Genomic DNA, 19,430 nt, shown 5'->3' with positions numbered 1-19,430 from the left:
ATTATACAAAAATTGACATGATAAATTTACAGGAAAGAGAGATCACAGAATGAAGATAGTTTTTATGGGAACTCCGGATTTTGCCAGAGCAGCCCTTGAGAAGATAATAGAAGCGGGACATGAGGTTGTTTTGTGTGTGACCCAGCCCGACAAGCCAAAGGGCAGAAGCGGAGAGCTGCAGATCTCGGATGTTAAGGCCTGCGCCCTTGAGCACAATATCCCGGTGTTCCAGCCGGTTAGGATCAAGCTTCCCGAGAACGTTGCGGAGCTTAAGAAGTACAATGCGGACATCTATGTGGTGGCTGCCTTCGGACAGATCCTCTCCCAGGAGATACTGGACATTCCAAAGTTCGGGTGCGTCAACATACACGCTTCCATTCTTCCTGAATACAGGGGAGCGGCTCCGATTCAGCAGGCAATTTTAGACGGCAAAAAAACTACCGGCGTAACCATTATGCAGATGGCAGCCGGAATGGATACGGGAGACATCCTTCTTCAGAGGGAGATCCCTATAGACAGGGACGAGACAGGAGGCGGACTTTTCGACAAGCTCTCTGTTCTTGGGGGCGAGCTGATAGTCGAGGCTCTTCCCAAAATAGAAAAGGGTGAGATTATTCCTGTTCCTCAGGATGAGGAGAAGGCCACCAAGTGCGGCAAGCTCTCCAAGGACATGGGACTTCTTGACTTTACCAAAGATGCGGAGAGTTTAAGAAACCTTGTAAGGGGATTAAATCCCTGGCCCAGCGCCTATACCTATCTTGGAAACAAGATGCTTAAAATCTGGAAGGCCGAGACTCTGGACGTTCTTGATAAGGATAAGGACAGGGAGCCCGGAACAGTTACGGCGATATACAAAGACTCTTTTGACGTATTGACAGGAGACAGGTTACTGCGTATCCTTGAAGTTCAGCTTGAAGGCAAAAAGAGAATGACGGCTAAGGATTTCCTGCTGGGATATCACCTTAACGTTGGGGATAAACTTGGAAGATAAGGGAGGTAGATGATATGTATTACGGCGGATACGGATACAGAGGAATGGGGATCGGATTTGACCCCATGTACATTCTGGTCATCATCATGGCAATCCTTTGCATGGTGGCCAGCCACAGAGTTTCATCTGTTTACAAAAAATACGCGAAGGTTCGCAGCATGAGCGGTCTTACGGGAGCTCAGGCAGCTATGGAGATACTCAGAAGAAACGGCATCACCGATGTCTCTGTGCAGCATATTGCAGGAAACCTTACAGACCACTTTGATCCGAGGACAAGGACGGTAAGCCTTTCCGATGCTACCTACGGTTCAAGCAGTGTTGCAGCTGTGGCGGTTGCGGCACACGAGTGCGGACATGTTATACAGCACAGCACAGGATACCTTCCTTTGCAGATTAGAACAGCCATAGTACCGGCAGCCAACATCGGCTCAAAGGCCGGCATTCCGCTGCTTCTTCTTGGAATGCTCCTTAGCTTCAGGCCACTTATCACCATCGGAATACTGGTATTTTCACTGGCAGTTCTTTTCCAGGTGGTAACACTTCCCGTGGAGTTTAACGCTTCCCACAGGGCTCTTGTGATGCTTGAAGATTACGGCATTTTGGAGCACGACGAGGTGCCCGCTTCAAAGAAGGTACTTTCGGCAGCAGCCATGACCTATGTGGCCAGCGCAGCTTCCGCAGTGGTTCAGCTCTTAAGGCTCATTCTGCTTAACAATAGAAGGCGCTAATAAATGGCAAATATCAGAGAGATAACACTTAACATACTTATTGAATACGACAGGGATGGCGTTCGAAAGCCATCCCTTTTAAAGGATTCCCTGGAGAAGTACGACTATCTTGAGACCAGGGACAAGGCCTTCATAAAGCGCTGTGTGGACGGCTGCCTTGAGAGACAGATCCAGATCGACTACATCCTGGACTCCTTCTCCAAGGTCAAAGTGTCCAAAATGCAGCCCTTTATCCGAAGCCTTCTTCGCATGAGCGTCTATCAGATCATGTTCATGGATGCGGTGCCCGACAGCGCCGCCTGCAACGAGGCGGTAAAGCTTGCCCAGAAGCACAGGTTCGCTGGCTTAAAGAGTTTTGTGAACGGTGTCCTTCGCAACATTGCAAGAAGCAAAGATAAGATAGAGTACCCCGACAGAAACAAAGAGGGCGGAGTGAAATACCTGTCCGTTCTTTATTCCATGCCGGAGTGGATCTGCAGGATGTGGCTTGACCGTTACGGCTTTGACAAAACAGAAGAGATGCTTAAGTTCTTCCTTCTTCCAAGGCCGACTGTCATAAGGCTTAACACCAATAAGATTCAGGGAAAAGAGACAGATGCTTACATCAAGGAGCTTGAAGACCAGGGTGTTGTTGTAAAGAAAAATCCCATTCTCCCCTATGCTCTGGAACTTGAGAAGACCGACAACATCAGATTCCTTCCGGGATTTGACGATGGCAGGTTCTTTGTGCAGGATGTGAGCTCCATGCTGGTGACACAGATCGCTGCACCGGAGAGAGACCAGGTGGTGGTTGACGTGTGCGCCGCCCCCGGAGGAAAGAGCCTTCACGCAGCGGAGCATGCAGATACCGTGCTTTCAAGAGATGTGTCACAGCGCAAGTGTGACCTTATTAGAGAAAATGCAGAGAGAATGGGCCTTTCCAATGTGAAGGTTGAAGAGTACGACGCCAGAGTCCACGACAGAAACCTGGAGGGCAAGGCGGATATCCTCTATCTTGACCTTCCCTGCTCAGGCCTTGGAATCATAGGAAGAAAGAACGATATCAAATACAATGCAACAAAGAAGGGGCTTTCCGAGCTTGCTGCCCTGCAGTGGGACATCATCAAGACAGCCTGGGACTATGTAAAACCCGGCGGGATACTGATGTATTCCACCTGCACCGTAAACAGTGAGGAAAACGAGGAGATGGTAAAGAGGATAACAGCCGAGCTTCCCTTTAAAACAGAGGACATTTCAGACAGCGTTCCGGATAAGCTTAAGGGGTGCGAGAGCCTGAAGAACGGCTACATTCAGCTCCTTCCCGGAGAATACGGAACCGACGGTTTCTTTATCGCCAAATTGCGGAGAATCTGATCATATGCAGGAAACAGTTACAAATAACAACTACATAACAGCCCCGGACGGGAAGATCGACGTAAAGTCCCTGACCCTTTCAGAGCTTACGGAGTGCATCAAAGAGATGGGAGAACCCGCTTTCAGGGCAAAGCAGCTCTATTCCTGGCTCCACGTAAAGCAGGCAAGAGACTACGAGGAGATGACCAACATCTCAAAGGCCTTAAGGGACAAGTGCAGGGAGAAGTTTTCCCTGGTGACTTTAAAGTCCGTGCAGGTTCAGGAGTCGAAGCTTGACGATACCAAGAAGTTCCTTTTTGCCCTGCCTGACGGCAACATTATCGAGAGCGTGTTCATGAAGTATAGGTTCGGCGTGAGCCTTTGCATCTCCTCCCAGGTGGGATGCCGCATGGGCTGCAGATTCTGTGCCTCAACTCTGGACGGCGTTGTCAGAAACCTTCAGCCTTCCGAGATGCTGGACCAGATCTATTCCATTGCACGTATAACCGGGGAAAAGATACACCGCGTTGTGGTAATGGGAAGCGGGGAACCTTTGGACAATTACAATAACCTCCTCAGGTTCATAGCTCTTTTGACCGATGAAAACGGAATGAATTTAAGCCAGAGGAACCTTACCGTTTCCACCTGCGGAATAGTGCCTAACATGAAGAGGCTGGCGGATGAGAAGCTTTCCATCAACCTTGCAATATCCCTTCATGCATCCAATGATGACAAGAGAAAAGAGCTTATGCCCATAGCCAACAGGTACAGCATAGCTGAGCTCCTTGATGCCTGCAGGTATTACTTTGAAAAGACAGGGCGTCAGCTCACCTTTGAGTACTCGCTGGTTTCGGGCGTCAATGATACTAAGGAGGACGCAGCTGAACTTGCAGAACTTATCGGCCCTCTCAACGCTGTCATCAATCTGATTCCCGTAAATCCTATAAAGGAGAGAAGCTTCGTGCCTACAGACCGCAAGGGGGCTGAAGCGTTCAAAAATAAGCTTGAAAAAAGCCGAATAAATGTTACTATTAGAAGAGAAATGGGCAGGGATATTGACGGCGCCTGCGGACAGCTCAGGAGACGCCATTTGGAAGAAAACAGTTAACCTGCTTTTTTTGAGTGAAGAAAATAGTAGTCGGGGAGGCAATTTTGCTTAAGACTTTTTCCGTAACCGATATTGGAAAAAAGAGAAAACTGAATCAGGACTACGTCTTCTCCTCAGACAGGAGGATCGGTAATCTTTCCAACGTGTTTATCGTGGCAGATGGCATGGGAGGCCATAATGCAGGCGATTATGCATCAAGATTTACCGTTGACACCATGGTGGAGGAGATCGAAAGGTCTTTTGAGCAGAGTCCGGTGAAGATACTGGAGCATGCCATTAAAGTAGCTAATACCAAGCTGAGACAGAAGGCTTCCGAAAATCCCAGCCTTTTTGGCATGGGCACAACTGTGGTGGCCTGCACTGTTCTGGGAAGATATCTGCAGGTGGCTAACGTTGGTGACAGCAGACTTTACGTCATCAATGATACAATCACTCAGATCACCAGGGATCACTCTCTGGTGGAGGAAATGGTGCGGATGGGCGGAATTGACAGGGAGACCGCAAGGACTCACCTGGATAAGAACATCATCACCAGGGCAATCGGTGCCACTGAAACGGTAGACATCGACTTTTTTAATGTGGAATTAAATCGTGGGGATATTGTTCTTTTATGTTCTGACGGTCTTACGAACATGCTGGAGGACGAAGAGATCCGTATGATAGTAAGCGGTCAGAGGGACATCATAGAGAAGGCTCAGAAACTGGTTGTTGCTGCCAATAACAACGGAGGCAAGGACAATATAGCAGTTATTCTTATCGAGCCGTTTGCAGATGAGCCCGGTCGCGTGGAGGACTAAATGATTAAGATTGGAATGGTGATCGGGGATCGCTATGAGGTACTGGAGAAGATCGGTACCGGCGGCATGTCCGATGTATATAAAGCAAAAGATCATAAATTGAACAGACTTGTGGCTGTTAAGGTGCTCAAGCAGGAATTTTCCGAGAACGAGAATTTCGTTTCCAAGTTCCGTGTGGAGGCACAGTCAACAGCAGGTCTTATGCATCCTAACATCGTTAACGTATATGACGTAGGCGATGAGGATGGTATCAACTATATTGTTATGGAGCTGGTGGACGGCATCACCTTGAAGAAGTACATCGAGAAGAAGGTGCGTCTGTCGGTGAAGGAGGCAGTCAGCATAGCCATTCAGGTGGCTATGGGCCTTGAGGCTGCCCACAACAACAATATCATTCACAGGGATATCAAACCTCAGAATATAATGATCTCCAAGGAAGGCAAGGTGAAGGTTACAGACTTTGGTATTGCCAAGGCTGCCACCAGCAACACCATTACCTCCAATGTCATGGGATCGGTTCACTATACATCTCCGGAGCAGGCAAGAGGCGGCTACAGCGATGCCAAGAGTGATATCTATTCTCTGGGTATCACTCTGTTTGAGATGCTCACAGGAAGAGTTCCCTTTAACGGTGATACCACTGTGGCGATTGCCATCAAGCACATTCAGGAAGAGCTTCCGTCACCTGCGGAGTTCAACGATGAGATACCTATAAGTGTTGAGAAGATAGTGCTCAAGTGCTGTCAGAAGAGTCCCGACAGAAGATATCAGAACGCTGCGGAACTTATCTCCGATCTTAAGAGATCCCTCATCACTCCCGACAAGGACTTCGTATCACTGGTTGATCCCGATGAGGAGGGCGCCACAAGGGTTGCCTCCGAAGAGGAGATGGAGAGCGTTCGTGATTCAGACAGACTTTCCGATACGGAGCAGATGAGACTCAATCCCGATGCCGTCAAGGACAGGGAGAGAGGGGATTACGACAGAGAGAAGAAGAAACCCGTTCGCCGTGAATACGACGATGAGGATGACCTTTACGAATATGACAACAACAGGGACAGAAGACGTCCAAGGCAGAATAATACACCTTCCCGCATAGAGAAGATGACTATTATCATGGCCATTGTTTCCGCAGTCCTTGTGGGATTCATTGTGATCCTTCTTCTTGGCAGGAGCATGGGACTGTTTGGTGGTTCCGACTCCTCTGAGACTTCATCATCTGTTCTTTCAAGCAATGAGATAACCGTCACCGGTGATGAGGGAATACAGATCCCCGATGTCACAGGCAAGACTTATGCAGAGGCAGTATCGATCCTTCATGACGACAAGGGATTCAAGGTTGTAAAGGCTGAGGATACAGCCAATACCGCAGCCAAGGATATCGTTGTTGCCATTTCTCCAAAGGCAGGAGAAAGAGCTGCCAGCGGCGCTTCAATCACGGTTTATGTAAGTAACGGATCCAATGCCGCATCTTCAGCAGCAACGACTGCAACAACACAGGTTGAGACAGCCAAGTCCGACGGACAGGTAACCGTTCCCAACCTTATCGGCCTTTCCTCAGAGGATGCTGTCATCACTCTGGTAGAGGCAGGACTTACTGCCGGATCCATCGTGGAGACCAGCCATGAGGATACCAATCTTACTGGACTTATCTGTGCCCAGAGCATTGCTTTCGGCACTCCGGTTTCAGAGGGAACCATTATCAACATGGAGCTTTCAACGGGACCTGCCAGTGTGACTTACAGTTACAATGCAAGTATCGATGCTCCTTCAGAGGGTGAGAATTATACCGCCGGACTTTCGGTTAAGGTTACACTTGTGACCTCTGACGGAACTACTCTTCTTAGCACCACCACAACGGATTTCCCGCTGCAGGGCACCTACAAGGGTATCACAGCCCCCACAGGAACCATTACCTTTGTATACACAGCTACCACACCAACCACCACCAATCCCGAGACGGGAGAGACCACGGGCGGTGAGAGCCGCGAGTATACTGTTACCAGAGCAGTAACCTTTACCCAGGAGAACTGATCCTTATGCACGGAAGAATTTTAAAGGGCATAGCTGGATTTTATTATGTCGAAGCCAAAAACGAGCGGGTTTATGAGTGCAAGGCCAAGGGGATTTTCCGCAAGGCCGGCATCAAACCTATGGTTGGCGACGACGTGGAGATAGAGATAATTGATGAGGAGAAGGGCCTTGGAAATCTTACGGATATCCTGCCCCGCAAGAACAGCCTCATAAGACCGCCTGTTGCCAATGTTGACCAGGCGGTTATTTTGTTTGCCATCGTAAAACCGGATCCCAACTATAACCTGCTGGACCGTTTCCTTATCATGATGCGGCAGCAGAACCTTCCGGTTATAATCTGCTTCAACAAGCAGGATATTGCCACCAAAGAAGAGCAGCAGGAGCTTTACGATGCCTATGAGAAGTGCGGCTACAAGGTCCTGTTTGTAAGCGTTCTTGAAGAGAGAGGACTGGATGAGCTAAAGGCGCTTCTTCGTGGTAAGACCTCAACTCTTGCAGGCCCCAGCGGCGTAGGGAAGTCGTCTCTTTTGAACAAGCTGGTTCCCGATGCGGATATGCAGACGGGGGAGCTTAGCCGCAAGATCGACAGGGGCAAGAACACTACCAGGCATTCGGAGCTCTTTTACGTAAAAGAGCTGTCGGATGAACAGGAGGAGACCTTTATAATCGACACTCCGGGATTTACTTCCCTGGAGCTTCGTGGCGTTACCTGTGACAGCCTTATGAACTATTATCCCGAGTTTGAGGAGTATGAACCCCTTTGCAGGTTCGGCGGATGCTCCCACATCGCAGAGCCCGATTGCGGCGTCAAGGATGCCATTGAAGAGGGGAAGGTAGCCAGGGTCCGCTATGACAACTACAGGATCCTCTATCAGGACCTTAAGAACATGAAGCCCGACTATTCAAAGAAGGGCAGATAGGATCGGAACAGTGACATGAAGATATACGTAACAAGACACGGTCAGACCGACTACAACAAGAGCAGGATGATGCAGGGGAGAAGCGACATCCCCTTAAACGACACCGGCATTGCTCAGGCAAAGGCAAGGCGGGAGAGCCTTGGAGACCTTAAGTTTGATGCGGTATATGCAAGCCCCCTTATCAGAGCCGTTCAGACTGCGGAGATAATCGGCAATGTGGACAGGGCTGACATTATCACCGACGAGAGGATCATTGAGGCGAACTTCGGCAAGTACGAACTTATGGGCTATTACAGCACAGGCCTTAAGATGATGGCGTACTGGTCATTTCCCGAGATCTTTCCGGCACCGGAGGGAGTTGAGACCATAAGAGAAATGGTGGACAGAACAAGTTCTTTTTTGCGGGAGCTGGAGCAGAAGGACTATGAAACCGTGCTTGTAGCCTGCCACGGCGGGATCATCAGACCCATAAGAGGCTACATGGAGAACAGAAAAAGCGGCATCATCTGGCGCCCGAGACCTAAGAACTGCGAAGTGTTTGTGTATGAATCCATTGGCGGAAAGCGAAGGCTTGTGGAAGATATAAGATAATTCACTATTTTTAATAAAAAAAGTTCAGCCCCGGTTGTTCGAATTATTATATAATTATTATTGATAATTCATATATTATAGGGATAAAAAGAGTGAACATTTTTAAAGATGAGAAAGTAAGACCCATAACGGAGAAGAACGCTTACTTCATCTGTCTTGTGATAGTTGGAGTAGCTTTCAATGTTGTGGGCTCTTTTTTTGTCTCTCTTTTGGGAGTCCCGCTTTATCTCGATACCATAGGTACGGTCATAGCAGCATATTTCGGAGGGTATATCCCCGGAATCATTGTGGCTCTTATTGGCAGCGGACTTAATTCCATTGCAAATCCCATATATCTGTCCTACGGTGTTTTAAATGTTCTGGTGGCTGTGATCACCGTGTTCTTAAAAAAACTCGGATGGTACAGGAAAGTACGGTACATTATTCCTGTTATACTTATCTATGCCTGCACCGTGGGCGTTTTGGGAGCTGTTCTTACCTGGCTTTTGTACGGCTTTGAGGCAGGTACCGCAACTTCAGCTGTTGTGGCGGCCTTCTACAATACCGGAGTTTTTGGAAGGTTCTTTTCCCAGCTTCTGGGAGACTTTTTGGTGGATCTCATTGACAAGACCATAAACGTTGTTGTGGTGGTCATTGCCGACAGATTCCTATCTGCTGATATCAAGGACAAGGTCAATTACGATGCCTGGGCTCAGGCGCCCCTTTCCGATGAGGCGGTAAAAGAGCTGCAAAAGGGCCACAGCAGAGGTGTTTCCTTAAGGGATAAGCTTATACTTATCCTTTCACTGGCATCGACCCTCACTGCTCTTGCAGCGGTTCTCATCAGTTATTTCCTGTTCCACAATACCATAATCCATCAGCACAGCGATTACGCTGAGGAGCTGGCGAACATGGTGGCTGCCGCTGTAGACGGTGACATGATCGAGGAGTACCTTGAAAAAGGTGAGGATGCTCAAGGCTACAATAAAACAAAGCAGGCTCTGGAGAGGATCCGGGATGCTTCGCCGTACATTGAGTACCTTTATGTATACAAGTTTGAGGAGGACGGATGCCACGTGGTATTCGACCTTGATAATCCCGCAGAGCTTGGCAATGAAGCCGGTATGGTCGTACCGATAGATCCTGCCTTTGCGGAATACGAACAGGATTTCATTGAGGGAAATGAGATCTCTCCAACAGACAGCCATGATGAATACGGGTGGCTCCTTACAGCCTATGTGCCGATCAGGAATTCCGACAGAAAGGTTATGGCCTATGCGGCAGTGGACCTTTCCATGGAACACGTATCTACCTACGGAAAAGAGTTCCTGGTAAGCCAGATATCTCTTTTCCTCGGAATATTTATATTCATCTTTGCGGCAGGTCTTTACTTTACGGAATACAAGATAATACTGCCCCTCAATTCCATGGCCTACACCACTTCGGAGTATGCCCAGGAGAATGAGGAAGCCATGGAGATGACTGTCAGCACCTTGAAGAAGCTGGACATAAGGACAGGGGATGAGATTGAGAACCTGTACCGGGCAATCTACAACATGGCTGCATCGAACCTTGAGTACGTCGGGGACATAAACAATAAGAACGCCACCATAAACGAGATGCAGATGTCCCTGATCAATATTCTGGCGGATATGGTGGAGAGCAGGGATCAGAATACCGGCGATCACATCATGAAGACTGCGGAGTACGCCAAGGTCATCATGGAGGAGATGAGACGTGAGGGAATGTATGAAGACCAGCTCACCGATGAGTTTATTTCCGATGTCTACCATTCCACACCTCTTCACGATATAGGAAAGATAAGCATCTCCGACACGATCCTGAATAAGCCCGGGAAACTTACCGTGGACGAATTTGATCTGATGAAGGAACACTCGGCCATAGGCGCCAAGATCATCGACAAGGTTATTGAATCGGTGCCGGGCGGCAGTGAGAGCTATCTGAAAGAAGCAAGGAACCTTGCTCTGTATCACCACGAGAAATGGAATGGAAGCGGTTATCCCATGGGACTTTCCGGGGAGGATATCCCTCTGTCCGCAAGGATAATGGCTGTGGCGGATGTGTTTGATGCACTGGTTTCGGAGAGAAGCTACAAGAGGGCGTTCCCCATAGATGAAGCGCTGCGGATCATCCGGGACAATGTCGGAACCCACTTTGATCCAAGTGTAGCCGGAGCTTTCCTTAACAGTCTTGATGAGGTGGAACGGATTGCCGCAATGAAGGATGGCGAGCCAAAAGAATAAACGATATAAAAACCCTGCGGGATAGCAAAAGCTATCCCGCTTTTTTGCTTTGTCGTAGTGCATTATCGGGGCAAAACGCTTATAATAGTAGGTGATGCAATCGGGAGGATGAAAAAGCTTATGAAAACAGGGCTGGTTATGGAAGGCGGCGCTATGCGGGGCATGTTTACCTGCGGTATTTTAGACGTCTTCCTTGAGAACGATATTTCTTTTGACGGAGCGGTGGGAGTGTCGGCAGGCGCAACCTTTGGCTGCAATATCAAGTCAGGGCAGCAGGGGCGAGCTTTCAGATACAACAAGAAGTACTGCACCGACAAAAGGTATCACAGCATTTGGTCCCTGATAACCACAGGTGACATCTACAACGTACGGTTCTGCTACGATGAGCTGCCATACAAACTGGACAAATGGGACATAGAGGCATTTAAGAACAATCCCATGGAGTTCTACTGCGTGGCCACCGATATCCGCACAGGAAAGCCTGCCTACCACAAGTGCCTTACCGGCGAGAAGCAGGACATTGTCTGGATCCAGGCCTCGGCATCAATGCCGCTGGTTTCAAAACCGGTGCATATTGACGGCGGAGTTTATCTGGACGGCGGAATCTCTGATTCAATCCCCCTTAAATTCATGGAAGACAACGGGTACGACAGGAATCTTGTCGTTGAGACCCAGCCCGTTGATTATGTAAAAGGCAAACAGCAATATATGCCCCTGGTCCGCTTCATGTTAAGGAAGTATCCGAACATGATAAAGTGCATGGAGGAGCGCTATCTTATGTACAATGAGGAGAAGCGCTACATCAGGGACAAGGAGGAGAAGGGACAGCTGTTGGTGCTGCGGCCCGATGCGCCCCTTCACATAAGTCCGATAGAAAAAGACCCCGGGGAACTTGAGAGAGTTTATAACCACGGGCGGGAGGTTGCAAACAGGAACCTTCAGAGAATCAAAGAATACCTTGGATAAAGCACATTACGAATAACAACAGGAGATGAGAGCATAAGATGGATCAAAAGTATAATCCGCTGTTTACACCTTGGAAGATAGGAAATTGTGAGATCAAGAACAGAATAGTACTGACATCCATGGGAGGAACGGACCTTTTCGGATGGATGGAAAAGAACCATTTCGACAAGGCCGGAGCCGACTTCATACTGGAGGTTGCAAGGAACAATGCGGGACTTCTGCTTCCCGGATGCCAGCCTGTGTACAATCCCATGTTTGGCCAGTGGCTATACAAGAACAAGAAGATGTATCAGGACCTGGCAGAGTGGATGCCCGAGTTTCATAAAACGGGAGCCAAGCTGTTCGTTCAGCTGACCGCCGGATTCGGCCGCTCTTTTACCGTGTCATCAATGATGGAGAAGCTGTATACCAACGGTGCGCTCCGGGCCATAAGCAAGCCCTTTATGGATCTTGATAAGATCACAGCATCCGCAAGCCCTTCTCCCAACAGATGGTCCGACAAGGTTCCTTCAAGGCAGATGACCGTGGAGGAGATCCATGAGTTCGTGACTGCCTTTGGCAAGACTGCGAAGCTCCTTAAGGAAGCCGGTGTTGACGGCGTTGAGGTTCATGCGGTCCACGAGGGATATCTTCTGGATCAGTTTACTTTAGGATATGTCAACAAAAGAACCGATGAATACGGCGGCTCTTTTGAAAACAGATACCGCTTTGCCGCAGAGATCGTTCAGGAGATCAAGAAGCAGTGCGGCAGCGACTTCCCGGTTTCCCTTCGCTACAGCGTCATTTCAAAGACCAAGGGAATGCGTCAGGGAGCCCTTCCCGGTGAAGATTACACCGAGGTTGGAAGAGATTTTGAGGAGTCCAAAAAGGCAGCCGGGTTCCTGCAGGATGCCGGCTACGATATGCTCAACTGCGACAACGGAACCTATGATGCCTGGTACTGGGCTCATCCGCCCATTTATATGCCTGAGAACTGTAACCTTAAGGATGTGACAGAACTCAAGAAATACGTGGACATCCCTGTGGTATGCGCAGGAAGACTTGACCCTGCGGTGGCAGCAGAGAGCATCAGCAAGGGAGAGCTGGACGGAGCAGGTTTTGCAAGACCTTTCCTTGCAGATCCCGAGTGGGTGACCAAACTCATGGAGGACAGACAGGAGGACATCAGGCCCTGCATCCTTTGCCACAACGGCTGCTTTAACATGTGCCATTACAAGGGCGTTCCCAATGATCAGGCCCTTTCCGACAGCCTGCACCTTGCCCGCTGCGCTGTAAACGCAGAGACCATGCAGAAGGACAAGCACTACATCAAACCCGCAAGACACCCCAAGACAATCCACATCGTTGGCGGCGGTATCGGCGGAATGGAGGCTGCAAGAGTTTTGAAGCTCCGCGGCCACAAACCTGTAATATATGAGAAGAGCGATGTGCTTGGCGGAACCTTTATTCCCGCCAGCGCAGAATCCTATAAAGGCAAGCTCCGTGACCTTCTTACCTGGTACAGACGCCAGATGGAGATTCTCGGAGTTGAGGTTCACCTTAATACCGAGGTGAAGGATCCCAGGAAATTCGGCAGGAAGAGCGACATCATCATCGCCACCGGCTCAAAGCCCAGGATACTTAAAGGGGTTCCCGGCCACGAGAAGATGATCGAAGCCTGCGAGTTTTTGAACGGCGCTGAGGTTGGCGACACCGTTGCTGTTATAGGCGGAGGCCTTACAGGAAGCGAGATCGCCTATGAGCTAGCTCTTATGGGCAAGCACCCTATCATCGTAGAGATGAAGGACGACCTGGTTTCCCAGACCGGCGTGTGCCTTGCCAACAGTTCATACCTAAGGGAGTGGTTTGCGCTCCACAAGATCCCCGTATACCTTGAGACCTCTCTTAAGGAGGTAAGGGACGGCAGCATCATCTGCAAAGACAAGTCGGGAAAAGAGCTGGAGATTGACTGCGACAGCGTCATAAGCTCTGCGGGTTACATTCCCAATCCCGTTATCTCCGAGAACGACAGAACCAGTAACATGGACTATGTAGGCGACTGCAAGAAGATAGGCAACTTAAGAAGCGTTATCTGGAGAGCCTATGAAGTTGCAATGAGAATGTGAGGTGACTTATGGCTGGCACAACATCAAAGAGTCTTCGTAACAAGGTCATGTATCAGATATTCCCCAGAAACTTCAGCAAGAGCGGGGACTTTAAGGGTATTATCCCGCAGCTTGACAGGATAAAGGACCTGGGAGTGGATATCATTTATCTTACCCCCATCCATCCCATCGGGGAGAAGGCAAGGAAGGGAAGCCTTGGCTCACCCTATGCCATTAAGGACTACCGGGCAATAAACCCTGAGTATGGAACTCTTGAGGATTTTAAGGCTCTGGTAAAAGAGATCCATGACAGAGAAATGGACTGCATCATCGATGTTGTGTACAATCACACATCTCCCGATTCCGTTCTGGCATCCGAGCATCCCGAGTGGTTCTACCACAAAAAGGACGGAAGCTTCGGAAACAGAGTGGGAGACTGGACGGATATCATAGACCTTGATTATTCGGACAAAGGGCTCTGGGACTATCAGATAGAGACCCTTAAGATGTGGGCCGGTATCGTTGACGGCTTCAGATGTGATGTGGCTCCACTGGTTCCCGTGGAATTCTGGAAACAGGCAAGGGATATGGTGGAGGAGGTCCGCCCCGGATGCCTTTGGCTTTCCGAGTCCATTGACCCGCCCTTTATCCAGGCCATGAGAGACATGGGAGTTCTTGCCCAGTCCGATTCCGAGATGTATCAGGCCTTTGATGTGCTCTACGAGTACGATGTATATCAGGATTTTACGGCCTATGTGTCCGGAAAGGGATCGCTGGAGGATTATGCCTCTGCGGTTAACCGCCAGGAGTTCATTTACCCCGACAACTATGTGAAACTTAGGTTTCTTGAGAATCACGATCAGCCCAGGGCGAAGTTTCTTTTCCCTGATAACCGTGCCCTGAAAAATGCCACAGCCTTCCTGTTCTTCCAGAAGGGACTTACATTTATATATGCGGGGCAGGAGATGGGCATGGCTCATCTGCCGAGTCTTTTTGACAGGGACATCCTTGACTGGAAGGCAAAAGAGAATGTGGATCTTACGGATCTGTTTGTGGCACTGCGGAAGATCAAGAGCGATCCTCTTTTTGCGGACAGCACCTACAGGCTCAAGACCTATGAGGACAATATCCTTAAGGGAATCCACAGCAGGGGAGAGAGGAAGTGTATCGGAATATTCTCCATGAAGGGAGAGTCTTCCCTGGTTCCCATTAATGCGCCCGACGGAGTCTACGAAAATCTTATTGACGGAAGCAAAGTGGAGATACTTCACGGATATATCAGCATCTGCGGTGAGCCGGTGATCATAAATTTAAAGTAGACTTATCAAAGCGTGTAAATTTCATTGCATATTTTAGCAGTTTAAAGTATAATACATTAGTTGTTGATTTATAGAAATTTAATAATTTAACGAGTTAATGCGAAAGAGGTTTATATGAAGTGTTCCGAAATGCCCTACACCAGGGTTGATATGGAGGAAGTCAAGAAGTTCTTTGAGGAGCTTATCGCCGACAGCAAGAAGGCTGCAAGCGGCGAGGAGCAGTTCGAACTTCATAAGAAGTACTACAAGTTTACAGACGAAGTCTTCACCAATATGAAGTTGGCTGTATTCAGACATAACATTGATACTACAGAGGAGTTCTACTCCAAGGAGAATGATTATTACGACGAGATCACTCCTCTTATAATGAAGTACACTAATGATTATATGAAGGTTCTCTATGAATCTCCCTACAGAGATTACCTTGAGGAGAAGATCAGCAAGGTGGCCTTCAAGAACATCGAGCTGGACAACAAGTCCATCGATGAGAAGATACTTCCTCTTATGCAGGAAGAGAACGCACTTATCAGTAAGTATGACAAGCTGATAGCGTCAGCCAAGATTGTATTCGACGGAGAGGAGTGCAATATCTCACTTCTTCGCAAGTACCTTACCAGCAAGGACAGAGACACCAGAAAGAGAGCCTGGAAGGCACTTTCAGATTACTTTATGTCCGTTACCGACGAGATCGACGATATCTACGATCAGCTGGTGAAGATAAGGACCAAGCAGGCCAAGGAGCTTGGCTATGACAACTATGTTGAGCTCGGCTACAACAGAATGAGAAGAAACTCCTACAGAAGAGCTGAGGTTGAGAACTTCCGCAAACAGGTAAGAGAGAGCTTTGTTCCTTTCGTTACTAAGATTCAGGAACTTCGTAAGGCTCAGATCGGTGTGGATGAGCTCAAGTACTACGATAACGACATGTTCTTCAAGGACGGAAACCCCGCTCCTACAGGAACTCCCGAGGAGATCATGAAGGCAGGACAGGAGATGTACAGACAGCTGTCTCCCGAGACTGCAGAGTTCTTTGATTTCATGATCGAGAATGAGCTATTTGATGTTCTTGGACGCAAGACCAAGAAGGCAGGCGGATATATGGACTTCCTGCCCAAGTACAAATCTCCCATCATCTTTGCGAACTTTAACGGAACCAGCGGAGATGTGGATGTCATCACTCACGAGTGCGGACATGCGTTCCAGGGCTATGTTACCAGGAACGATGAGATTTCTGAGCACAATGATATCACCATGGAGACAGCAGAGATCCACTCCATGTCCATGGAATATTTCACCTATGGCTGGATGAACAAGTTCTTCGGAGACAGATCCGAGGACTATCTGAAGATGCATCTTCAGGATTCGGTTACTTTCATCCCTTACGGATGCATGGTTGATGAGTTACAGCACATTGTATATGACAAGCCCGAGATGACTCCCGCAGAGAGGAAGCAGGTTTGGAAGGATCTTGAGAAGACCTACAGACCATGGCTTGACTTTGACGGCGATCCCTTCTTTGAGGAGGGCGGATTCTGGCAGAAGCAGGGACATATTTTCTGGAATCCCTTCTATTATATCGATTACGTTCTTGCCAGCGTTGTAGCAATGCAGTTTAAGGTTTGGATGGACAAGGATTTTGATGATGCCTGGAAGCATTACCTGCAGCTTTGCAAGCTTTCAGCCAAGGACTTCTACGAGCCCATGCTTGATGAAGTCGGACTTAAGAGCCCCTTCAGGGACGGCACCATCGATCAGCTCACAGCCGATATGAGCGCCAAGATCTTCGGATAATGATTTAATTGCCCGGCGTCTTAGGGCCCCGGCTTTTAAATATATATTCTAAAGGAGGAAAGTTTATGAAAAACAGAAACAAAGTGTTGTCTGCCCTTCTTGCCGGCGTGCTTGTTCTCTCAACAGCAGCATGCGGAAATTCACAGCCTGCAGCAGAGACTCCGGCTGATACTCAGACAACAGAAACTGCCACAGAGCAGACTCAGGAAGCTCCTGCAGAAGAAGTTGCTTCCGGAAGCGATGCTCCACTGGTAATCGCATCTGACGACTTCTCAGAGAAGTTCAGCAGATTCTTTGCAGCAAGCGTACCTGACACAAACGTAGCCGGTCTTACTTCAGTAGCTCTTTTGACCAACGATCGTGCAGGTGAGCTCATCTACAATGGTATCGAAGGTGAGACAAAGTCTTACAACGGAACAGATTATACCTATGAGGGTATTTCTGACTGTGTAGTAACAGAGAATGCTGACGGAACCGTTGATTATGATTTCACACTTCGTCAGGGAGTTAAGTTCTCTGATGGAGAGGAACTTACAGCAGATGACGTAATCTTCTCATATTACGTTTTCCTTGATCCTTCATACGATGGAAGCGGATCAGTTTACGCTCTTCCTATCAAGGGTCTTGAGGAATACAGAAGCGGATCAGACACACTCTTCAACCTTCTGGTTAAGGGCGGCGCTGACAACACAGATTTCACTTTCGTAACAGAAGAGCAGCAGAAGAAGTTCTGGGATGAAGATCTTCCTGCAGCAGGTGAGAAGTTCGCTGAGTCCATCGGTAAGTACTGCCAGGACAAGGGCTATCTTGCAGCTACAGAGGCTGTTGCCAATGACGTTATCGCTAACGGTATGGTTAACTGGGGATTCGCTAAGGACAACGAGGACGGTACCATCACAACTTCAGCTACAGGTACAAACTTCGATGTAGCAGGCGGCAATGCTCCTACAGCAGCTGATTACTGGGCAGAGCTTATGGCAGCTTATGAGGGAGACGTTGTTACTCTTTCAGATACAGAGCAGGCTGATGCCGGAATCCTTGATTTCCTTTCAGATGACTACAAGGTTGCTATCGAGACAGGCGATTCTGTAGATCACATCGAAGGTATCCAGAAGACAGGCGACTATTCCGTAAGAGTAACTCTTACAGAGGTTGACGCTACAGCTATCTATCAGCTGGCTATCGATGTTTGCCCTATGCACTACTACGGCAACAAGGATATGTATGACTACGACAACAACAAGTTCGGATTCGAGAAGGGTGACCTTTCTCCCGTTCGTGCTAAGACAACAACTCCTATGGGAGCAGGCCCTTACAAGTTCGAGAAGTTCGAGAACAAGATCGTTTACATGACAGCAAACGAGAACTACTGGAAAGGCGCTCCTGCAACCAAGAACCTTCAGTTCAAGGTTACATCAAATGCTGATAAGGAGTCAGGTGTAGTTCAGGGAACAATTGATATCTCTGATCCTTCAGCTTCCAAGTCAGCTCTTGAGCAGATCGCCGGCGAGAACTCAAACGGCGAGATCTCAGGTGACAAGCTTACAACAGTTCTTACAGACTACAGAGGATACGGTTACATCGGTATGAACTCTGAGAACGTAGCTGTTGGTGGTGATAACGGCAGCGAAGCTTCCAAGAACCTCAGAAAGGCTATCGCAACTGTTATTGCCGTATATCGTGACGTTGTTATTGACTCTTACTACGGAGAGGCTGCTTCAGTTATCAACTATCCTATCTCCAACACATCATGGGCAGCTCCTCAGGCTTCTGATCCTGACTACAAGGTAGCATTCTCAACTGACGTTGATGGTAACCCCATCTACACAGACGGAATGTCAGAGGATGAGAAGTATGCAGCAGCTCTTCAGGCAGCTCTTGGATTCTTCGAGGCAGCAGGCTACACCGTAACAGACGGCAAGCTTACAGCAGCTCCCGAGGGTGCTAAGATGGGCTACGAAGTTATGATCGGCGGCGGCGGACAGGGAGACCATCCTTCATTCGGTATCCTTACAGCAGCTTCTGAGGCACTTAAGACAATCGGCTTCGACCTTTCAATCAACGACCTTTCAGATACATCTATCCTTTGGTCAGCACTTGAGGCCGGCACAGCAGAGCTCTGGTGCGCAGCTTGGCAGACAACTCTTGATCCTGATATGTTCCAGATCTATCACTCAGAGGGTGGTAGCGCAGGTCACTACAGAATCTACTCAGACGAACTTGATAAGCTCGTTCTTGAGGCTAGAACTGTAACAGACCAGGCAGTTCGTAAGGCTCTTTACAAGGAAGCTCTTGACTTCGTTGTAGACTTTGCTTGCGAGATCCCTGTATATCAGAGACAGGATTGCACAATCTACAGCACAGAGAGAGTAAATGTTGATTCTATCACACCTGATCAGACAACATATTACACATTCATGGATGAGATCCATAAAATTGCTATGAACTAATAAGTAGCACAACAATATTGTTTTACCTGGCATACAAATCGCAGTGCCTAAGTGCACTGCGATTTTGGTGCCAAAA

The 19,430-nt window shown here is 48.5% G+C and carries 14 protein-coding genes; all 14 read left to right on the top strand.

The features are described from left to right. Nucleotides 1–49 precede the first annotated feature (49 nt). The 14 genes from fmt (at nucleotide 50) to T456_RS0115280 (ending at nucleotide 19,354) form a co-directional block, all read left to right on the top strand. Complete coding sequence (gene fmt, locus T456_RS0115345; protein ID WP_024866898.1) at nucleotides 50–991, top strand: methionyl-tRNA formyltransferase; 942 nt, start codon at nucleotides 50–52, stop codon at nucleotides 989–991. A 14-nt stretch (nucleotides 992–1,005) separates the two neighbouring features. Beyond that, nucleotides 1,006–1,719 carry a zinc metallopeptidase gene (locus T456_RS0115340; protein ID WP_024866897.1) on the top strand — a complete coding sequence of 238 codons (714 nt, stop codon included), beginning with the start codon at nucleotides 1,006–1,008 and terminating at the stop codon, nucleotides 1,717–1,719. A gap of 3 nt (nucleotides 1,720–1,722) precedes the next feature. Then, a complete protein-coding gene (rsmB, locus tag T456_RS0115335; protein WP_024866896.1) occupies nucleotides 1,723–3,072 on the top strand; it encodes a 16S rRNA (cytosine(967)-C(5))-methyltransferase RsmB in 1,350 nt (449 codons plus the stop codon). Between the two features lie 4 nt (nucleotides 3,073–3,076). Continuing rightward, the gene (gene rlmN / locus T456_RS0115330) at nucleotides 3,077–4,159 is read left to right on the top strand and encodes a 23S rRNA (adenine(2503)-C(2))-methyltransferase RlmN (RefSeq protein WP_024866895.1); all 1,083 of its coding nucleotides are present in this window, start codon (nucleotides 3,077–3,079) and stop codon (nucleotides 4,157–4,159) included. Between the two features lie 44 nt (nucleotides 4,160–4,203). After that, nucleotides 4,204–4,956 (top strand): Stp1/IreP family PP2C-type Ser/Thr phosphatase, encoded by a 753-nt coding sequence (locus T456_RS0115325; RefSeq protein ID WP_024866894.1) that lies wholly within the window; start codon nucleotides 4,204–4,206, stop codon nucleotides 4,954–4,956. Beyond that, entirely contained in the window at nucleotides 4,957–6,990 is a 2,034-nt protein-coding gene (gene pknB, locus T456_RS0115320; RefSeq protein WP_024866893.1) for a Stk1 family PASTA domain-containing Ser/Thr kinase, read from the top strand. A gap of 5 nt (nucleotides 6,991–6,995) precedes the next feature. After that, nucleotides 6,996–7,910, top strand: a complete 915-nt coding sequence (gene rsgA, locus T456_RS0115315; protein ID WP_024866892.1) for a ribosome small subunit-dependent GTPase A — start codon at nucleotides 6,996–6,998, stop codon at nucleotides 7,908–7,910. Between the two features lie 15 nt (nucleotides 7,911–7,925). After that, entirely contained in the window at nucleotides 7,926–8,501 is a 576-nt protein-coding gene (locus T456_RS0115310; protein ID WP_024866891.1) for a histidine phosphatase family protein, read from the top strand. A 92-nt stretch (nucleotides 8,502–8,593) separates the two neighbouring features. Then, nucleotides 8,594–10,744 carry an HD domain-containing phosphohydrolase gene (locus tag T456_RS21615; RefSeq protein ID WP_024866890.1) on the top strand — a complete coding sequence of 717 codons (2,151 nt, stop codon included), beginning with the start codon at nucleotides 8,594–8,596 and terminating at the stop codon, nucleotides 10,742–10,744. Between the two features lie 120 nt (nucleotides 10,745–10,864). Continuing rightward, nucleotides 10,865–11,710 (top strand): patatin-like phospholipase family protein, encoded by an 846-nt coding sequence (locus T456_RS0115300; protein WP_024866889.1) that lies wholly within the window; start codon nucleotides 10,865–10,867, stop codon nucleotides 11,708–11,710. Between the two features lie 38 nt (nucleotides 11,711–11,748). Next, nucleotides 11,749–13,815 carry an oxidoreductase gene (locus tag T456_RS0115295; RefSeq protein ID WP_024866888.1) on the top strand — a complete coding sequence of 689 codons (2,067 nt, stop codon included), beginning with the start codon at nucleotides 11,749–11,751 and terminating at the stop codon, nucleotides 13,813–13,815. A gap of 8 nt (nucleotides 13,816–13,823) precedes the next feature. Further along, nucleotides 13,824–15,113 (top strand): alpha-amylase family glycosyl hydrolase, encoded by a 1,290-nt coding sequence (locus tag T456_RS0115290; RefSeq protein WP_024866887.1) that lies wholly within the window; start codon nucleotides 13,824–13,826, stop codon nucleotides 15,111–15,113. 114 nt (nucleotides 15,114–15,227) lie between these two features. Continuing rightward, nucleotides 15,228–16,904 carry a M3 family oligoendopeptidase gene (locus T456_RS0115285; protein ID WP_024866886.1) on the top strand — a complete coding sequence of 559 codons (1,677 nt, stop codon included), beginning with the start codon at nucleotides 15,228–15,230 and terminating at the stop codon, nucleotides 16,902–16,904. A gap of 65 nt (nucleotides 16,905–16,969) precedes the next feature. Further along, nucleotides 16,970–19,354 (top strand): ABC transporter substrate-binding protein, encoded by a 2,385-nt coding sequence (locus tag T456_RS0115280; RefSeq protein WP_024866885.1) that lies wholly within the window; start codon nucleotides 16,970–16,972, stop codon nucleotides 19,352–19,354. The last annotated feature ends 76 nt before the right edge of the window (nucleotides 19,355–19,430 follow it).

Origin of the sequence: Butyrivibrio sp. FCS014 (assembly GCF_000526935.1) — a bacterium.
In the GTDB taxonomy this organism is placed as follows: Bacteria; Bacillota; Clostridia; order Lachnospirales; family Lachnospiraceae; genus Butyrivibrio.
The sequence above is the reverse complement of the archived record's forward strand: the minus strand, read 5'-3'. Positions and strand labels throughout refer to the sequence as shown.

What these genes read in the sequence shown, in the direction of transcription:
- fmt (WP_024866898.1), top strand. Translation starts at nt 50, where the DNA reads ATGAAGATAGTTTTTATGGGAACTCCGGATTTTGCCAGAGCAGCCCTT.
- T456_RS0115340 (WP_024866897.1), top strand. Translation starts at nt 1,006, where the DNA reads ATGTATTACGGCGGATACGGATACAGAGGAATGGGGATCGGATTTGAC.
- rsmB (WP_024866896.1), top strand. Translation starts at nt 1,723, where the DNA reads ATGGCAAATATCAGAGAGATAACACTTAACATACTTATTGAATACGAC.
- rlmN (WP_024866895.1), top strand. Translation starts at nt 3,077, where the DNA reads ATGCAGGAAACAGTTACAAATAACAACTACATAACAGCCCCGGACGGG.
- pknB (WP_024866893.1), top strand. Translation starts at nt 4,957, where the DNA reads ATGATTAAGATTGGAATGGTGATCGGGGATCGCTATGAGGTACTGGAG.
- rsgA (WP_024866892.1), top strand. Translation starts at nt 6,996, where the DNA reads ATGCACGGAAGAATTTTAAAGGGCATAGCTGGATTTTATTATGTCGAA.
- T456_RS0115310 (WP_024866891.1), top strand. Translation starts at nt 7,926, where the DNA reads ATGAAGATATACGTAACAAGACACGGTCAGACCGACTACAACAAGAGC.
- T456_RS0115300 (WP_024866889.1), top strand. Translation starts at nt 10,865, where the DNA reads ATGAAAACAGGGCTGGTTATGGAAGGCGGCGCTATGCGGGGCATGTTT.
- T456_RS0115295 (WP_024866888.1), top strand. Translation starts at nt 11,749, where the DNA reads ATGGATCAAAAGTATAATCCGCTGTTTACACCTTGGAAGATAGGAAAT.
- T456_RS0115290 (WP_024866887.1), top strand. Translation starts at nt 13,824, where the DNA reads ATGGCTGGCACAACATCAAAGAGTCTTCGTAACAAGGTCATGTATCAG.
- T456_RS0115285 (WP_024866886.1), top strand. Translation starts at nt 15,228, where the DNA reads ATGAAGTGTTCCGAAATGCCCTACACCAGGGTTGATATGGAGGAAGTC.
- T456_RS0115280 (WP_024866885.1), top strand. Translation starts at nt 16,970, where the DNA reads ATGAAAAACAGAAACAAAGTGTTGTCTGCCCTTCTTGCCGGCGTGCTT.